The sequence below is a fragment of the Halolamina pelagica genome, assembly GCF_001307315.1.
GTDB classification, from domain to species: domain Archaea; phylum Halobacteriota; class Halobacteria; order Halobacteriales; family Haloferacaceae; genus Halolamina; species Halolamina pelagica_B.
This window is the reverse complement of record NZ_LGUC01000001.1, coordinates 360,374-373,700: the sequence shown is the minus strand read 5'-3', so window position 1 is coordinate 373,700 and position 13,327 is coordinate 360,374. Positions and strand designations below refer to the sequence as shown.

At 70.1% G+C, this 13,327-nt stretch carries 12 protein-coding genes, 2 tRNA genes and 3 pseudogenes; 9 read left to right on the top strand and 8 right to left on the bottom strand.

The genetic code is table 11. The features are described 5' to 3' along the window. Nucleotides 1-102: 102 nt before the first annotated feature. Nucleotides 103-176, bottom strand: a tRNA-Ile gene (locus tag SY89_RS02045). 83 nt (nucleotides 177-259) lie between these two features. After that, entirely contained in the window at nucleotides 260-856 is a 597-nt protein-coding gene (locus SY89_RS02040; protein ID WP_054582953.1) for an FxsA family protein, read from the bottom strand. 148 nt (nucleotides 857-1,004) lie between these two features. On the opposite strand from SY89_RS02040, the gene SY89_RS02035 reads away from it, so the two are divergent. The 5 genes and pseudogenes from SY89_RS02035 to SY89_RS02015 all read left to right on the top strand — a co-directional run bounded on the left by SY89_RS02035 (nucleotide 1,005) and on the right by SY89_RS02015 (nucleotide 4,204). Beyond that, a complete protein-coding gene (locus tag SY89_RS02035; RefSeq protein WP_054582952.1) occupies nucleotides 1,005-1,403 on the top strand; it encodes a DUF5778 family protein in 399 nt (132 codons plus the stop codon). Between the two features lie 75 nt (nucleotides 1,404-1,478). Then, nucleotides 1,479-2,771: a glutamyl-tRNA reductase gene (gene hemA, locus SY89_RS02030; protein WP_054582951.1), complete on the top strand. Its 1,293-nt coding sequence runs from the start codon at nucleotides 1,479-1,481 to the stop codon at nucleotides 2,769-2,771. A 43-nt stretch (nucleotides 2,772-2,814) separates the two neighbouring features. Next, a pseudogene (locus SY89_RS02025) lies at nucleotides 2,815-3,089 on the top strand (4a-hydroxytetrahydrobiopterin dehydratase). A gap of 25 nt (nucleotides 3,090-3,114) precedes the next feature. Further along, nucleotides 3,115-3,510, top strand: a complete 396-nt coding sequence (lwrS, locus tag SY89_RS02020) for an LWR-salt protein (protein WP_054582950.1) — start codon at nucleotides 3,115-3,117, stop codon at nucleotides 3,508-3,510. A 46-nt stretch (nucleotides 3,511-3,556) separates the two neighbouring features. Beyond that, on the top strand, nucleotides 3,557-4,204 hold the full coding sequence (locus SY89_RS02015; protein ID WP_054582949.1) for an HAD family hydrolase: 648 nt from the start codon (nucleotides 3,557-3,559) through the stop codon (nucleotides 4,202-4,204). Here the strand turns inward: SY89_RS02015 and SY89_RS02010 are convergent. From SY89_RS02010 to SY89_RS01995, 5 genes and pseudogenes are all read right to left on the bottom strand, one after another. Continuing rightward, the gene (locus SY89_RS02010) at nucleotides 4,201-4,932 is read right to left on the bottom strand and encodes an SGNH/GDSL hydrolase family protein (protein ID WP_054582948.1); all 732 of its coding nucleotides are present in this window, start codon (nucleotides 4,930-4,932) and stop codon (nucleotides 4,201-4,203) included. The genes SY89_RS02015 and SY89_RS02010 overlap by 4 nt on opposite strands. Further along, entirely contained in the window at nucleotides 4,929-6,824 is a 1,896-nt protein-coding gene (locus SY89_RS02005) for a molybdopterin biosynthesis protein (RefSeq protein ID WP_054582947.1), read from the bottom strand. Before SY89_RS02005 ends, SY89_RS02010 begins: the two co-directional genes overlap by 4 nt. Further along, nucleotides 6,821-7,576 carry a molybdopterin molybdotransferase MoeA gene (locus SY89_RS19450; protein ID WP_394325746.1) on the bottom strand — a complete coding sequence of 252 codons (756 nt, stop codon included), beginning with the start codon at nucleotides 7,574-7,576 and terminating at the stop codon, nucleotides 6,821-6,823. Before SY89_RS19450 ends, SY89_RS02005 begins: the two co-directional genes overlap by 4 nt. Nucleotides 7,577-7,594: 18 nt before the next feature. Continuing rightward, nucleotides 7,595-8,058 (bottom strand): annotated as a pseudogene (locus tag SY89_RS19445) (molybdopterin molybdotransferase MoeA); the annotation flags it as partial. Nucleotides 8,059-8,242: 184 nt separating this feature from the next. Further along, nucleotides 8,243-8,956, bottom strand: coding sequence for a class I SAM-dependent methyltransferase (locus SY89_RS01995; RefSeq protein WP_054582946.1), 714 nt, complete (start codon nucleotides 8,954-8,956; stop codon nucleotides 8,243-8,245). Nucleotides 8,957-9,066: 110 nt separating this feature from the next. On the opposite strand from SY89_RS01995, the gene cmk reads away from it, so the two are divergent. The 4 genes and pseudogenes from cmk to SY89_RS01975 all read left to right on the top strand — a co-directional run bounded on the left by cmk (nucleotide 9,067) and on the right by SY89_RS01975 (nucleotide 11,992). Next, nucleotides 9,067-9,645, top strand: a complete 579-nt coding sequence (cmk, locus tag SY89_RS01990) for a (d)CMP kinase (protein ID WP_054582945.1) — start codon at nucleotides 9,067-9,069, stop codon at nucleotides 9,643-9,645. 2 nt (nucleotides 9,646-9,647) lie between these two features. Further along, nucleotides 9,648-10,543: pseudogene (locus tag SY89_RS01985) on the top strand (RNA-guided pseudouridylation complex pseudouridine synthase subunit Cbf5). Nucleotides 10,544-10,759: 216 nt separating this feature from the next. Beyond that, the gene (locus SY89_RS01980) at nucleotides 10,760-11,833 is read left to right on the top strand and encodes a succinylglutamate desuccinylase/aspartoacylase family protein (RefSeq protein WP_054582944.1); all 1,074 of its coding nucleotides are present in this window, start codon (nucleotides 10,760-10,762) and stop codon (nucleotides 11,831-11,833) included. A gap of 88 nt (nucleotides 11,834-11,921) precedes the next feature. Continuing rightward, nucleotides 11,922-11,992 (top strand) — tRNA-Pro (locus tag SY89_RS01975). A 173-nt stretch (nucleotides 11,993-12,165) separates the two neighbouring features. Here the strand turns inward: SY89_RS01975 and SY89_RS01970 are convergent. Then, nucleotides 12,166-13,224: a sensor histidine kinase gene (locus tag SY89_RS01970; protein WP_189319089.1), complete on the bottom strand. Its 1,059-nt coding sequence runs from the start codon at nucleotides 13,222-13,224 to the stop codon at nucleotides 12,166-12,168. Nucleotides 13,225-13,327: the final 103 nt, after the last annotated feature.

The window sequence follows — 13,327 nt, the reverse complement described above, 5'->3', positions numbered from 1 at the left end:
CCGTCTGTATCGTCGATACTGGTCGCCGTCGATACGCGGCGACGCCTCTCAAAAGCGGTAGAGCGGCAGATTAGGTGGCTGGGGAGTCAGCCCGAAAGTGGATGGGCCAACGCGGATTTGAACCGCGGACCTCCCGGTTATCAGCCGAGCGCTCAACCTAACTGAGCTATTGGCCCAGGTGAGCGCATTCAACCGTTGGCCGGCGCATCTGTTAAGGCTTTCTCTTCGCCGACCGTGGCGCCCGCGGCCGGTTCTGGCCTCACTCGTCGTCTTTCGTCCGGTACTCGTCGGCGCCCACGTCGTACACGTCGCCGGCTTCGTCGGCGTCGGTGGACTGGTCGTTCGCCGTCCCGTCGAACGGGCCGGCGTTCCCGCCGCCGAACGGGCCGCTGTCGCCGTTCCCCTGGAACGGGTTCCCGCCGGCGTCGCCGTCGTTCGGGAAGCCGCTCGTCCAGACGCCGCCGGTGACGAACCCGTCCGTCTGCTCGTCGAGTTTGGGCACGACCACGAACCGCTTCAGCGCGACCCGGATCGGGTAGCGCGTCGGCGGGATCGTGAGCAGGAACCCCAACGCGTCGGTCACCACGCCGGGGGTGAGCAGGAACGCGCCAGCGGCGATCAGCAGCGCGCCGTCTAACAGTTCGTCCGTCGGCGGCTCCCCGCGCGCGGCCTTCTGCTGTATCCGGGCCAGCGTGTGGCGCCCCTCGGCGCGGACCAGCAGCATCCCGATCAGGCCGGTCAGCACCACCAGCAGCACTGTCGCGGCGGCGCCGATCTCCTGGGCGACGAACACCAGCAGGATGGCGTCGGCCAGCGGTATCAGCAGCAGCGCCGGGATCACGTACCGGAGTCGCATCACTCACAGTTCCCGCGGCGGCCGGATAGCCCTTTCGCGTGTTCGTCGGCGTCGTCGCGGGGGCCTGATCTCCTGGCGACGCGACCCGCCATCGGGTGGGCCTGTCGCGAACCGCCACCCGTAAACCCTCGCCGTCCCCAGTACTCGCATGGCCGACGCCGTCGACGACGACCTCTACAGACGGGCCAAGCGCCTGCTCGAACCGGGCGAGATCGAACTGGAAGGCAGCATCGTCCACACCGACCTCGCGGGTGAGGAGGATCTGGAGATGCACGAACTCACCGTGGCGATCAACGACGTGATCGCCGAGTACGCCGAGAAAGGTGAGAGCTACATCTACGCCGGCAACGACAGCGAGGAGTTCGCGTCCAACCAGTTCCAGGGCAAGACCGTCGCCGACGACGAGTTCGTCTGGGAGTGCCAGCAGCTCCTCCGGGAGGGCACGTTCGATCTGGTGTTCTACTACGAGGCCGGCGTCGAGCAGTCCTCTCTCGCCGACGAACTCGAAGCGCTCGATGGCGTCGTCGGCGTCACGACCGTCCCCTGAGCCGAACGCGTTCGGCTCACCCCCACGCCGTATCCGGAACCTTTTACCCAGTACCACGGTTATCTCCGCTGAGAGATAGACGTGACCGGAGTGATTACTGGCGTGAGCGTCTCTCACACGCTCGCGACCGTCGAGGAGGTGGAGTCGGCAGCGCCGGAGGACCCCAGCGCGGCCGCCCAGCGACTCGCGGCCCGGTCGGGCGTCGACGAGAGCGTCGTGATCGCGACCTGTAACCGCGCGGAGGCGTACGTCGTCACCGCCGCCGCCGCGGACGGCCGGGAGGCGCTGGCCGACTTCGCCCCGGAGGTCCGCGAGGGAGCGGTCACGCAGTTCGACCACGAGGGGTCGATCCGCCATCTGATGCGGGTCGCCAGCGGCCTGGAGTCGCTAGTCCTCGGCGAGGACCAGATCATCGGCCAGGTGAAGGACGCGATGGAGCGCGCCCGCGAGGACGGCACGCTCGGCCCCGTCCTCGAGGAGGCGCTGCTGAAGGCGGTCCACGTCGGCGAACGGGCCCGCACCGAGACGGCGATCAACGAGGGCACCGTCTCGATGGGGTCGGCCGCGGTCGAACTCGCGGCCCGCGAGGCCGAACTCGACGACGCGACGGCGCTCGTGTTGGGCGCCGGCGAGATGGGGACGCTCGCGGCCCGCGCGTTCGACGGCGCGGGCGTCGACCGCCTCGTCGTCGCCAACCGCACGGTGGCGAACGCCGAACACGTCGCCGAGGACGTGAGCGTCGACGCGGAGGCGGTCGACCTCGCTGCCGCACCCACGGCCGCCCAGGACGCGGCCGTCGTCGTCGCCGCGACCGGCGCACCCGACGCGGTGCTCGACGCCGACGACCTCGACGGTGCCGACGCGGTCTGTGTCGACATCGCCCGCCCGCGAGATATCGACCCCGCGGCCGACGCGCTCGAGGGCGTCGTCGTCCACGACATCGACGATCTGGAGCGTGTCACCGAGCGCGCTCATGAACAGCGTCGGACGGCGGCCCGGCAGGTCGAGGCGATGATCGACGACGAACACGACCGGCTGCTCTCCTCGCTCAAGCGGGCCCGCGCCGACGAGGCGATCCGCGGCATGTACGAGGGCGCCGAGCGGATGAAGGCCCGCGAGCTCGACCGCGCGCTCACCAAGCTCGAGGCTCAGGGCGACCTGACCGAGGACCAGCGCGACACCGTCGAGGCGCTGGCGGACTCGCTGGTCTCCCAGCTGCTCGCGCCGCCGACGAAGAGCCTGCGCGAGGCCGCCGGCGAGGACGACTGGAACACGATCCAAACCGCGATGGAGCTGTTCGACCCCACGACCGACGTCGTCGACGCCGAGGGCGCGCCAGACGCCGCCGAGGAGTCCGCCGGCGAGTAGTCGTCGGGCGAACCTTTTCCTCCCTTCCGTGCGACTATCGAGTATGGCAGAGCCACTCGAGGCCGACGAGATCGAGCGCAAGCTCCCCGAGCACTGGGAGTACGACGGCGACGAGATCATCCGGACGTACGAGTTCGACAACTACGGCAGCGCCGTCCGGTTCGTGAACGACGTGGCCGACCTCGCCGACGAGGAGTTCCACCACCCGAGATCACGCTGCGCTACGACGAGGTGGAGGTGCGCTTCACCACCCACGAGGTCGGCGACGTCACCGAGAAGGATCTCCGGCTGGCGGACTACACCGACGGCGAGTACTGATGGCTCCCCACCCGCGCGGTCGCCGATGAAGGCCGCCTACACGTTCGCGGCGGCGTTCCGCGTGCCGACTGACGGCGCCGCGCTCGACCCGAACCGGTTCGAGACGACGCTGCGCCTGTTCGCGCCCGCGCCGGGCGTCGAACCCGGCCCGGAGCGGATCGACTGGCTGTTCTTCCGCGACCGGCTCTGGCACGGCGAGGTCGGCGACGAGGCGCCGCTGCGGGCGGCCGCGAGCGAATGGCTCGGCGTCGAGGTGGTGTCGCTGTCGTTCTCGGAGCTCCGGGCCGACGAGGCGTACCTCGACGCGCTCCGGGCCGAGATCGGCACTGACCTCTCGCGGTTCAACGCCGACAGCGTCGATGAGGTGGTCCACCAGTATCTCGGCTCGTCGGTGCACGTGGTGGCGACCGGGGCGGTCTGAGTCGCTGGAGAAAGGCACTTGCCCCCGTACCCGCTACCTGTCCCCCATGTACGACTTCTGGCTCCTCGACCTCGACGGCACGGTCGTCGACGTGGAGCCCCGCTACCGCCACCAGGTGTTCGAGGCGGTCGGCGACCGGCTGGGTCGGGAGTTCACCCACGAGGAGGTCGAGACGCTCTGGCACGGGCTCGGCGGCCCCCGCAGCGAGAAGCTGCAGGCGATGGGGCTGGACCCGGGGACGTTCTGGCCCGCGCTCCACGAGGCCGAGGACCCCGAGGCCCGCGCCGAGGCGACGTTCGTCCACGACGACGCGGCCGCCCTGCTCGACGAACTCGACCGCGCCGGGCGCCCTGTCGGCGTCGTCACCCACTGCGCGCCGTTTCTCGCGAACCACGTCGTCGACCACCTCGACCTGCGCTCGCGCTTCGACGCCTTCGTCACCTGCTCGGACGAGTTGGGCTGGAAGCCCGACCCCGGGCCAGTTCGTCACACGATGGACCGACTCGGCGTCGACGACGGCGGCGACGGCGTGCTGGCCGGCGACGGCTCAAGCGACGTGGGCGCGGCCTGGAACGCCGGCCTCGACGCGGTGCACGTCGAACGCCACGGCCCGGAACGCCGCGGGCAGTGCGTGCTCGCGGACCACCGCGTCCCGCGGTTCTCCGAACTCGACGAGACGGTTCTCGGCGGCTAAGCGGCCAGCGCTTTGGCGGCGGCCGGGTAGATCCGGTCCAGCCAGCGCTCGTACTGCTCGGGCGCGGGATGCAGGTCGTCTTCGGCGATCAGTTCGGGCCGATCAACCACCTCTCGCGACGGCGGCACCACGTCGACGAGCCGCGTCCCCGCCGCCGTCGCGGCGTCCTCGATGATGTCGTTGTACGCCGTGAGCCGGCTGGCGTGCTCGCCGGGGTCGTTCCGCCGTCCGACCGGGGTGAGCGTGTAGTCCGGGACCGTGACAACGACGACGCTGTCGGGGCCGGGCGCGAAGCCGAGCGCCCGGTCCAGCGTGGCCTCGAACTTCGGGCGGAACGTCCCCGGCGGCTGCTCCTGAAAGCAGTTGTTGGCGCCGATGAGGAGGGTGACGAGATCGTACTCGTCGGCGACGGTGTTCTCGGCCTCGGCTCCATCTATCGCCTCGTTCAGGTCGCCCGTCGTCCAGCCGTTCTCGGCTATCACTCGGGGGTCGGCGACGGTGTGGCCCGCTCGACGGCGCTGCTCGGCCAGTTCGTTCACCCAGCGCTCGTCGTTCGAGACGCTCGTCCCGACGGTGTATGAGTCGCCGAGCGCGAGGAGCCGCTCGCCGGCCGGCGTCGCGGTGCGGCCGTCGTCGGGCGCCGAACAGCCGGCGAGGAGGCCGAACACGCCGGAGAGCAGCCCGCTCCCGCCGAGCCGGAGCGTGTTGCGCCGCGACGGCAGGCTCATGCGTCGGTGAACCCGGGCAGCTCCGCCAGCACGTCGTCGATGCCGGCGAGTGCGGCCTTGAGCTCCTCGACGCCCGCCTTCTCGACTCGTGCGGGGTTGGCCCGGACGCGGACGGTCTGCGTGTCGACGGGGACGAACCCGAGCCCCAGCTTCTCGGCGGTCGCCCGCAGGCCGAGGCCGGCGTCGGCGTTCCCGGCGAGCACCCGCCGCGCGGGGCTCTCGTGGGCCTTGAGCGTGAACTCGTAGCCGTCGATGGCGGCCTGCAGGTCGGCGGCGTCGGTGTCACGCGCGGCGGCCAGCCGCTCCAGTTCCGCGTCGGCGCTAGCCCTGAGGCCGGTCGCGGTGTCGAGGTTGACGAAGCGGAGGTCGCCGTCGATCAGCGTCCCGAACCCCTCGACGCCGTCGGGGTTGCCTGCAGGGACGACTAGCCCCCACTCGCGCTCCCACGCGCCGAGTTCGACCGCCTCCACCTCGCGGCGGACGGGGCCGGCGACGACGGCGGCGTCGGGCAGCCCGTCGCGCAGGCGCCGCAGCCCCTCCCGGGAGCCGACGGGGAGGAAGCGACTCGACCCGAGGCGATCCAGCAGCCGGGAGAACGCGGGGTCGTCCTCGCCGAAGGCAAGGAGCGACGGCGTCCGGACGCTCGGCGAGAACAGCGTCACCCGCACCTGCTCACCCTCGGCGAGGTACTCCGTGTCGGCGTCGACCTCGACGACGCCGTCGGCCTCGACGAGGCTGGTGGTCGCGCCCGAGCCCTTGTCGACCGGGTAGACGAGCGTCTCGCCCGCCTCGTTCTCGACGAGGCCGACCGGCATCAGCCGGGTACGGCCCTCGCTGTAGCGTTCCTCGGCCGCGAGCGTCCCCTCGACGGTCGCGGTTCGGGGCTCGGGCACCCCAGCCGCCCGGCGGATCGCCGGCGCGACGAACGTGCGGAAGATCGTGAGCGCGGAGACGGGGTAGCCCGGCAGGCCGACGTAGGCGCTGTCCTCGAGTCGGCCGACGAGCATCGGCTTCCCCGGCTTGACGGAGACGCCGTGGAGCAGGAGCTCGCCGCGGTCCTCGATCACCTGATACACCACGTCGACTGCGGAGGCGGAGGTCGACCCCGAGGAGAGCACCAGATCGCACTCCTCGGCGGCGGTCGTCAGCGCCTCCTCCATCGCCGCCATGTCGTCGCCGGCGTGGGGGTAGAGCGTCGCCTCCCCGCCCGCCTCCTCGACGCCGGACGCGATGGTGTAGCTGTTCACGTCGTAGATCTGGCCGGCGTCGCTGTTCAGCTCCCCGCCGGGCCGGACCAGCTCGTCGCCGGTCGAGACGATGCCGACCGTCGGCTTCCCGCGCACCTCGACCTCGCCCGTCCCGAGCGCCGAGAGCAGTCCGATCTCGCGGGGCGTGAGTTCGGTGCCGGGCCCCAGCGCGCGCTGGCCGGCGGCGATGTCGGCCCCGGCCGGCATCACGTGGTCACCGGGTGCGACCGAGGTGCGGATCTCGATGGCGTCCTGTTCGCCGGCGGCTTCGTCGGTCTTCTCGACCATCACCACCGCGTCGGCGCCGTCGGGCATCACCGCGCCCGTGGAAATTTCGGCGCACTCGCCGGCGTCGACGACCACGTCGGGCTCGCTGCCGGCGTGGACCGCGCCGGCGAGATCGAGCACTGCGGGGTCGGCCTCGTCGGCGCCGAACGTGTCGCTGGCTTGGACCGCGTAACCGTCCATCGACGCCCGGTCGAAGCCGGGCACGTCGAGGTCGGCGTCGACGCGCTCGGCGAGGATCCGCCCGCGGGCGTCGGCGAGTTCCACCGTCTCCGGCTCGGGGTCGAGCTCGAGCGACGCGATCGCCTCGTGGGCTTTCGCCGGTTCGGTGAGGTCGCGGAACTCCTTGCGCTCGCTCATCGGCTCGCCTCCCAGTTCTGGACCGTGACGGTCGTTCCCGCGTCGATCCCCTCGGCGGCCTCGTCGACGACGACCCAGCCGTCCGCGAGCGCGACGCTCGACAGCACGCCCGATCCGGAAACCCGGGTCGGAACCGCCGCCGGCAGGGGGTCGTTCTCCCGCGCTTCGAGTTTCACGCGGGCGAACGTCCGGACGCCGGGCTCGCTGGCGATCTTGCGCTCCAACGTCGCCTCGGTGGTCGGGTGGGGCGGCAGCGGCGCGTCCATCGCCCGCTTCACCGCGGGGCGGAGGAACTGCACGGCGTTGACGATCGTCGCGACCGGGTAGCCCGGCAGCATCAGCACGGGCGTCCCCTCGACGATCGCGAAGCCGAAGGGGTGGCCGGGCTTGAGCGCGACGCCGTGGACGACGATCTCGCCGAGCTCCTCGAGCACCTCGGGCAGCAGGTCGCGCTGGCCGACGGAGGAGCCCCCGGAGGTGACGACGAGATCGCCGTCGAGCCCCGAGCGGATCGCTTCCTTCAGCGCGTTCTCGTCGTCCGGAACCACATCGAGTTCGGTCGGCTCGCCGCCCCAGCGCTCGACGAACCGCGCGACCGTGAGGCCGTTCGTCTCGATCGTCTCGCCCGGGCCGGGGTTCTGTTGCACGAGCTCGTCGCCGGTCGGGATGACGGTCACGTCGGGCTTTTCGAAGACGGGGAGCTCGGTGAAGCCGACGGACTTCAGGAGGCCGAGGTCGGAGGGTCGCAGCACCGCCCCCGGGTCGTAGAGATGCTGACCTGCTTCGACGTCCTCGCCGGCGGGAGCGACGTTCTCCCCTCGGCGACGGCGTCGAACACCTCGACCTCGTCGGCGATCGGCTCGGCCTGCTCGATCTTCAACACGGCGTTGGCGCCGTCGGGTAGCGCGCTCCCGGTGTGGACCCGGAGCGCCTGGTTCGGGCCGACGGTGCCCGCCGTCGGTTCGTCGTCGACGACGCGCAGGACCTCCGGCGACCGGTCCGAGGCGCCGAAGGTGTCGCTCGCCCGGACCGCGAAGCCGTCCATCGCGGCCTCCGGGGCCGACGGCACGTTCGCCGACGCTTCGAGCGTCGTCGCTAGCGTGCGGCCGTCCGCCTCGGACAGCGGGAGGTGCTCGACGCGGCCGTGGGGGTCGACGGCGTCCCGCAGCGCCGCGAGCGCGTCGTCGACCCGGGTTCGTTGCTTGAAGCCGGACTGCTTCCGGTCGGTGCTCATTAGCAGGGGTAGCGGTCCCGAGGTGAAAAAGGGGGGTAACCACGGACCGCGGCGCGTGACCAGCGCGGGGCTCCGGCCCCGCGCTCGGAGCCACGCCGCGGTCGGTAACCACGAATCACGGCCAGCGACCAGCGCGGGGCTCCGGCCCCGCGCACGGAGCCACGCCGCGATCGGTCGAGCCGCCTTACTCGGGCAGCGCCATCGCGACGCTGTACATCCGCCCCTCGTCGCTGTGGCCCGTTGTCTTCGCTAACCGCTCCGCCTCGGTGATCAGCTGTTGCCCCAGCGCGTCAGGCAGCGACGCGGCGTGCCCGCGGACCTCCGCCGTGTGGGCGGTGAGGTGGCTCTCGCTCCACGGCACGGGCTCGAGGATCGTCCGCGTGCGGTCGTGCTTCCAGCCGTGACCGCCGAACAGTCGCCGCAGGCCGTCGGCCGGGTAGAACGTGAGTGCCGGCCGCGCGCCCGCCAACTCGGCGGCGGCGTTCTCGACGGCGAACAGCCGGCGAACCGGCGACTCGGCCGGCATCGGGTCGTAGTCGTCGACGACCAGCGTCGCCCCCGGCGCAGCGACGCGGGTGAGTTCGGCGGCGATCGGCGCCGCGGCATCGTTCGGGAGCACGTTGAACAGCGCGTGGGCGGTGATCGCGTCGACGGCGTCGGCCGGGAGCGGAAGCTCGCGGAGATCGGCCTCGATCAGTTCCACACGGTCGTCGTCCGGGAAGCGCTCGCGGACGCCCTCGGCGTGGTCCGCGCGGTCGGTGACCGCGTAGACGTGCTCGGCGCCAGCGTCGAGGAGGCCGGCGGTGGCGTTCCCGACGCCGGCGCCGGCTTCGAGACAGGTCGCGCCCGCCACGTCGCGGTCGGCGAGGGCGGTCGCGACCGAGTCGGGGACGTTCATGCGCGGTGGTCGGACGCGGCGGGGAAAGCGCTGGCGGGAGCACGCGACTCGCTGGCACGGCGACGACCGTGAACGGCAACGATTTTGCCGCTCTGCCCGCGAGAGTCGCTATGTTACTCACCGTCTCCGGCCCGCCGGGCAGCGGGAAGAGCACGAACGCCGAACTGCTCGCGGAGCGATTCGACCTCGAACACATCAGCGGCGGCGACATCTTCCGCGAACTGGCCGACGAACGGGGCTACACGCCCGTGGAGTTCAACGAACTCGCCGAGGAGGAAGACCAGATCGACCGCGATCTCGACCGGCGCCTGCGCACGATCGCCGCCAGCCAGGATCACGTGCTGCTCGAGTCCCGGCTCGCCGGCTGGCTCGCGGCCGAACACGCGGATCTGCGCTTCTGGCTCGACGCCCCGCTCGACGTGCGTGCCGAGCGCATCGCCGACCGCGAGGAGAAATCCGTCGCGGAGGCCCGCGCGGTCACCAAGCGCCGCGAGCAGAGCGAGGCCAAGCGCTACGCCGACCTCTACGACATCGATATCCACGATCTGAGCATCTACGACGCCGCGATCAACACTGCACGGTGGGGTGAGGCGGTCGTACCGGACATGCTCACCGCGGCCGTCGAGCGCTACGACCCCGACCAGGACGAGGGCAAGTACCCCGTCGAGGGCGTCCGCTACGAGTTCTAACCGTGACCGACCCACTCCGCGACCCGCCGGGCGAGCGCAGCGTCGAGGCGCTCCGCTCTTTCGGCGTCGTCAACCTCGACAAGCCCGCCGGCCCCTCGGCCCACCAGGTGGCGGCGTGGGTGCGCGATCTCGCGGGCGTCGAGCGCGCGGCCCACGCGGGCACGCTCGACCCGAAAGTGACGGGCTGTCTGCCGACGATGCTCGGCGACGCCACTCGGCTCGCACCCGTGTTTCTCGAGGGTACGAAGGAGTACATCGCCGTGCTCGAACTCCACGGCCTCCCCCGACCGACGCCGCCGCGACGCTGGCGGAGTTCGAGACCGAGATCTACCAGAAACCCCCACGGAAGAGCGCCGTCACTCGGCGGCTTCGCTCCCGGGAGATCCACGACCTCGACCTGCTGGAGCTGGACGACCGGCAGGCGCTCCTGCGAATCCGGTGTGAGAGCGGCACGTACATCCGGAAGCTCTGTCACGACCTCGGGCTGGCGCTCGGCACTGGCGGGCACATGGGTGCCCTCCGTCGTGTCGCGACTGACCCGTTCGACGATACCGACCTCGTGACGCTGCAGGACCTCGCGGACGGGCTCGCGTGGGCGCGCGAAGACGGGTTCGAGGCGTTCCTCCGCGAGGTGGTCTCGCCCGCCGAGCGCGCGATGGAACACCTGCCAGCGATCACGATCGCCCGTAGCGCCGCCCGGGAAGTCGCCGAGGGCGCGTCCGTCTACGCGCCGGGCGTGATCGACCTCGACGACGCGGCCGCCGCCCTCGACCCCGGCGACGACGACCTGCTCGCCTGCTACACGCCCGACGGGAGCGCGGTCTGTCTCGGGAAACTGGTCGGGCCCCCCGACGCCGAATCGGGCGAGGTGGTGTCGCTCGAGCGCGTGCTGGTGTAGGCGGAGCCTTTTTCCCGACACTCTCGAACGTGCTGGAACGATGACCGACGACGACAACGCGGACCCCGACAGCGATGACGAGCGCAGCCGCTCGGAACGCCTGTTCCACGGCGTTCTCAACGTGGTGGAGTTCGTCCTCGATCTCTTCTGACGCCGACTCCCGGCAACCACCGCCCGAGCCGTAGCTTCTTCCCGCCGCCCTGCACAGCCTCGGGCATGGACATCGGCACCGCGAGCGCGGCACCCGGCGAACTGGCACGCGGCCACCTCGAACTCACCGACCTCCCGACGGGGGTCCCCGAGAAGCTCCCGGTCATCGTCGCCAACGGGGAAGATGAGGGACCGACGCTGTGGATCACCGGCGGCGTCCACGGCGACGAAGCGACCGGTGTGGCGGTCACCCAGGACGTGATTCGCGAGGACTTGCCCCAGCGCATCGCTGGCGCCGTCGTCGCCGTCCCGGTCGTCAACCCCGCCGGCCTGCGGCGGAACGCGCGACACTCCTACTACGGCGACGACGACCCGAACCGGAAGTTCCCCGACCCCGAGAGCGACTCCTCGCGCCCGCCGGAGGTCCAGGAGCGCATCGACGAGCGCCTCTACGAGGAGATCGTCGACTCCGCCGACGCGCTGATCGACAACCACACTGCGGGCGTGAACTCCTTCCCGTTCGTCATCCGGGACCGAGTGCTGTACGGCGAACGGCGGACCGAGGCGGAGGCCGAGGCGCTCGCCGCGGACCTGGAAGCGCTGGTTGAGGCGACCGGGCTCCCGCTGCTGACTGAGTATCCGGCCGAGGAGTACGTCGAACAGTCGCTCCAGCGCTCGACAGCGGGCGCGGTCTGCAACGCCGCGGGGATCCCGGCGTTCACGACCGAACTCGGGGGTCACAGCGTCGTCACCGAAGCCACTCGGGAGGCCGGCGTCGCCGCGGCCTACGGCGTGATGGACGAACTGGGAATGCTCGAGGACTGGCCCGACGGGGTCGCCGACCCCGGTAGCTTCGACGCGCCCGTCGAGTTCCCAGTGCGGCGGTTCCGCGGGCCGCGAACCGAGACGGCGGGGCTCGTCCGCCACCGCGTCGAAGCGGGCGACGTGGTGGAAGCGGGCGAGGTCGTCGCCGACATCGTGAGTGCGACCGGCGAACCGCTCGACACGGTCGAGAGCGAGCACGACGGCTACGTCATCGGCCGCAAGGAGGGGCTGGCGGCGTACGAGGGTGATGCCGTGCTCAGCATGGCTGCCCGGGACGACGGGCCGCTTGTCGCGCCGCGGGACGCCGACGAGTAGCCCGCCGCGCCCGGACGGTTCGTGGTGCTAGACCGGCAGGGGGACGAAACGAAGTGCTTAACTGCCAGACAGCGTTTGTTCGAAACACGGGACCGTAGGGTAGTGGTATCCTCTGCCGATGGGGTCGGTAGGACCTGAGTTCGAATCTCGGCGGTCCCACTTTTTGCGAAGCAAACATGGAAGTACGAGGTATCGCCGTTCGATCGCTCGGCGGTCCCACTTTTCACGACGAACAGCGTGCGTAGTGAGACGTGAGTCCGCGGAGACGAGCGTAGCGAGTCTCCGGTGGGCCCATGGCTTTTTGGGCGCCTCGCCACGAGCTGGAGCGGACGTTATCCCGTTTGCGGGAGCGTTATCCGGACGACCGTGCCGTTCGATGTACTCTCTGACAGTTCCAGCGTTCCGTCGGACATCTTGACCGTCCAGTAGATTATCCAGAGCCCCAGCCCTTGGGTGTGTTTGAGCTGTGTCTCTTGGGGACCTTCGATCGCCTCGATGTCGAATTTGGGTATCCCCTCCCCCGTATCGACGATCTCGACGACCGCTGCGCCCTGCTGATTCTCGTGAACGCTCACGGTTATCTCGATATCCGCAGCGTTGTGTTCGACTGCGTTCGTCAGCGCCTCTCTGATCGCCTTCGGGAAGGCAGCGTGTGCGCTCACCGTGCAGTCGTCGTCGAACCGGGTCGTGATCGCCGCCTGTGGGTGTTGCTCCCTGATCCGTGCGACCTGCTCTTCGACGACCGCGGGCAGATCGAACCGTTTCCCGTTGTCGTTCTCCCGGATCGACACGATCTCCCGCGTCCGGTCGCTCGTTCTGAGTAGTTTTCTGAGATGCTTCTTGATTATCTGAACGTCCGCCGTTACGTCTTCGTCGGCGTCGGCGGCCTCGATCTTGTTCAGAAACCCGAACGAGACGGCGAGTTCGTTCCGCAGGTTGTGGCGGAGAACCCGTTGGTTGATCGTGAGCAGTTTGGTGAGATCCTCGGCTTCGTTCAGCCGTTCTTCGGACTCGATAGAGTACATTCCGCTACGGGTGCCGACGGCTGCCCCCAACGTTGCGGCGAACGCAACGAGGAAGAACAGCTCGTTCGCCCTGTCTTCGAGGCGCCAGATCATCCAGATCGATAGCGCCAACATGGCAAAGGAAACCATCACCCCAACGCCCAGCCAGACGGTCCGCCACTGTCCCACGGTCGAGATCCGCCGATGCGGGAGCTGATACCCCGTGACGAGAACGACGCCAGAGATGCTGCAGATGATGGCCGCCTCCAGCACCGTTCCGAGCCCCTCGCCCTCAGTGAGGAGGTGGACGACCCCGAGCCCAAAGCAGAGCGTTCCCACGAGATAGACCGCATTTTGGGGGTCGACCCACCTGGATCGGAACGACACGCCGGCATCTATGTGAGGCGTGCACATAGTGTTTTCAGTTTTCGAGATAGACTCGCCGAAAATCTACCTCGAAAATGAGCAACGCTGCCGACTCCCCCTCGTC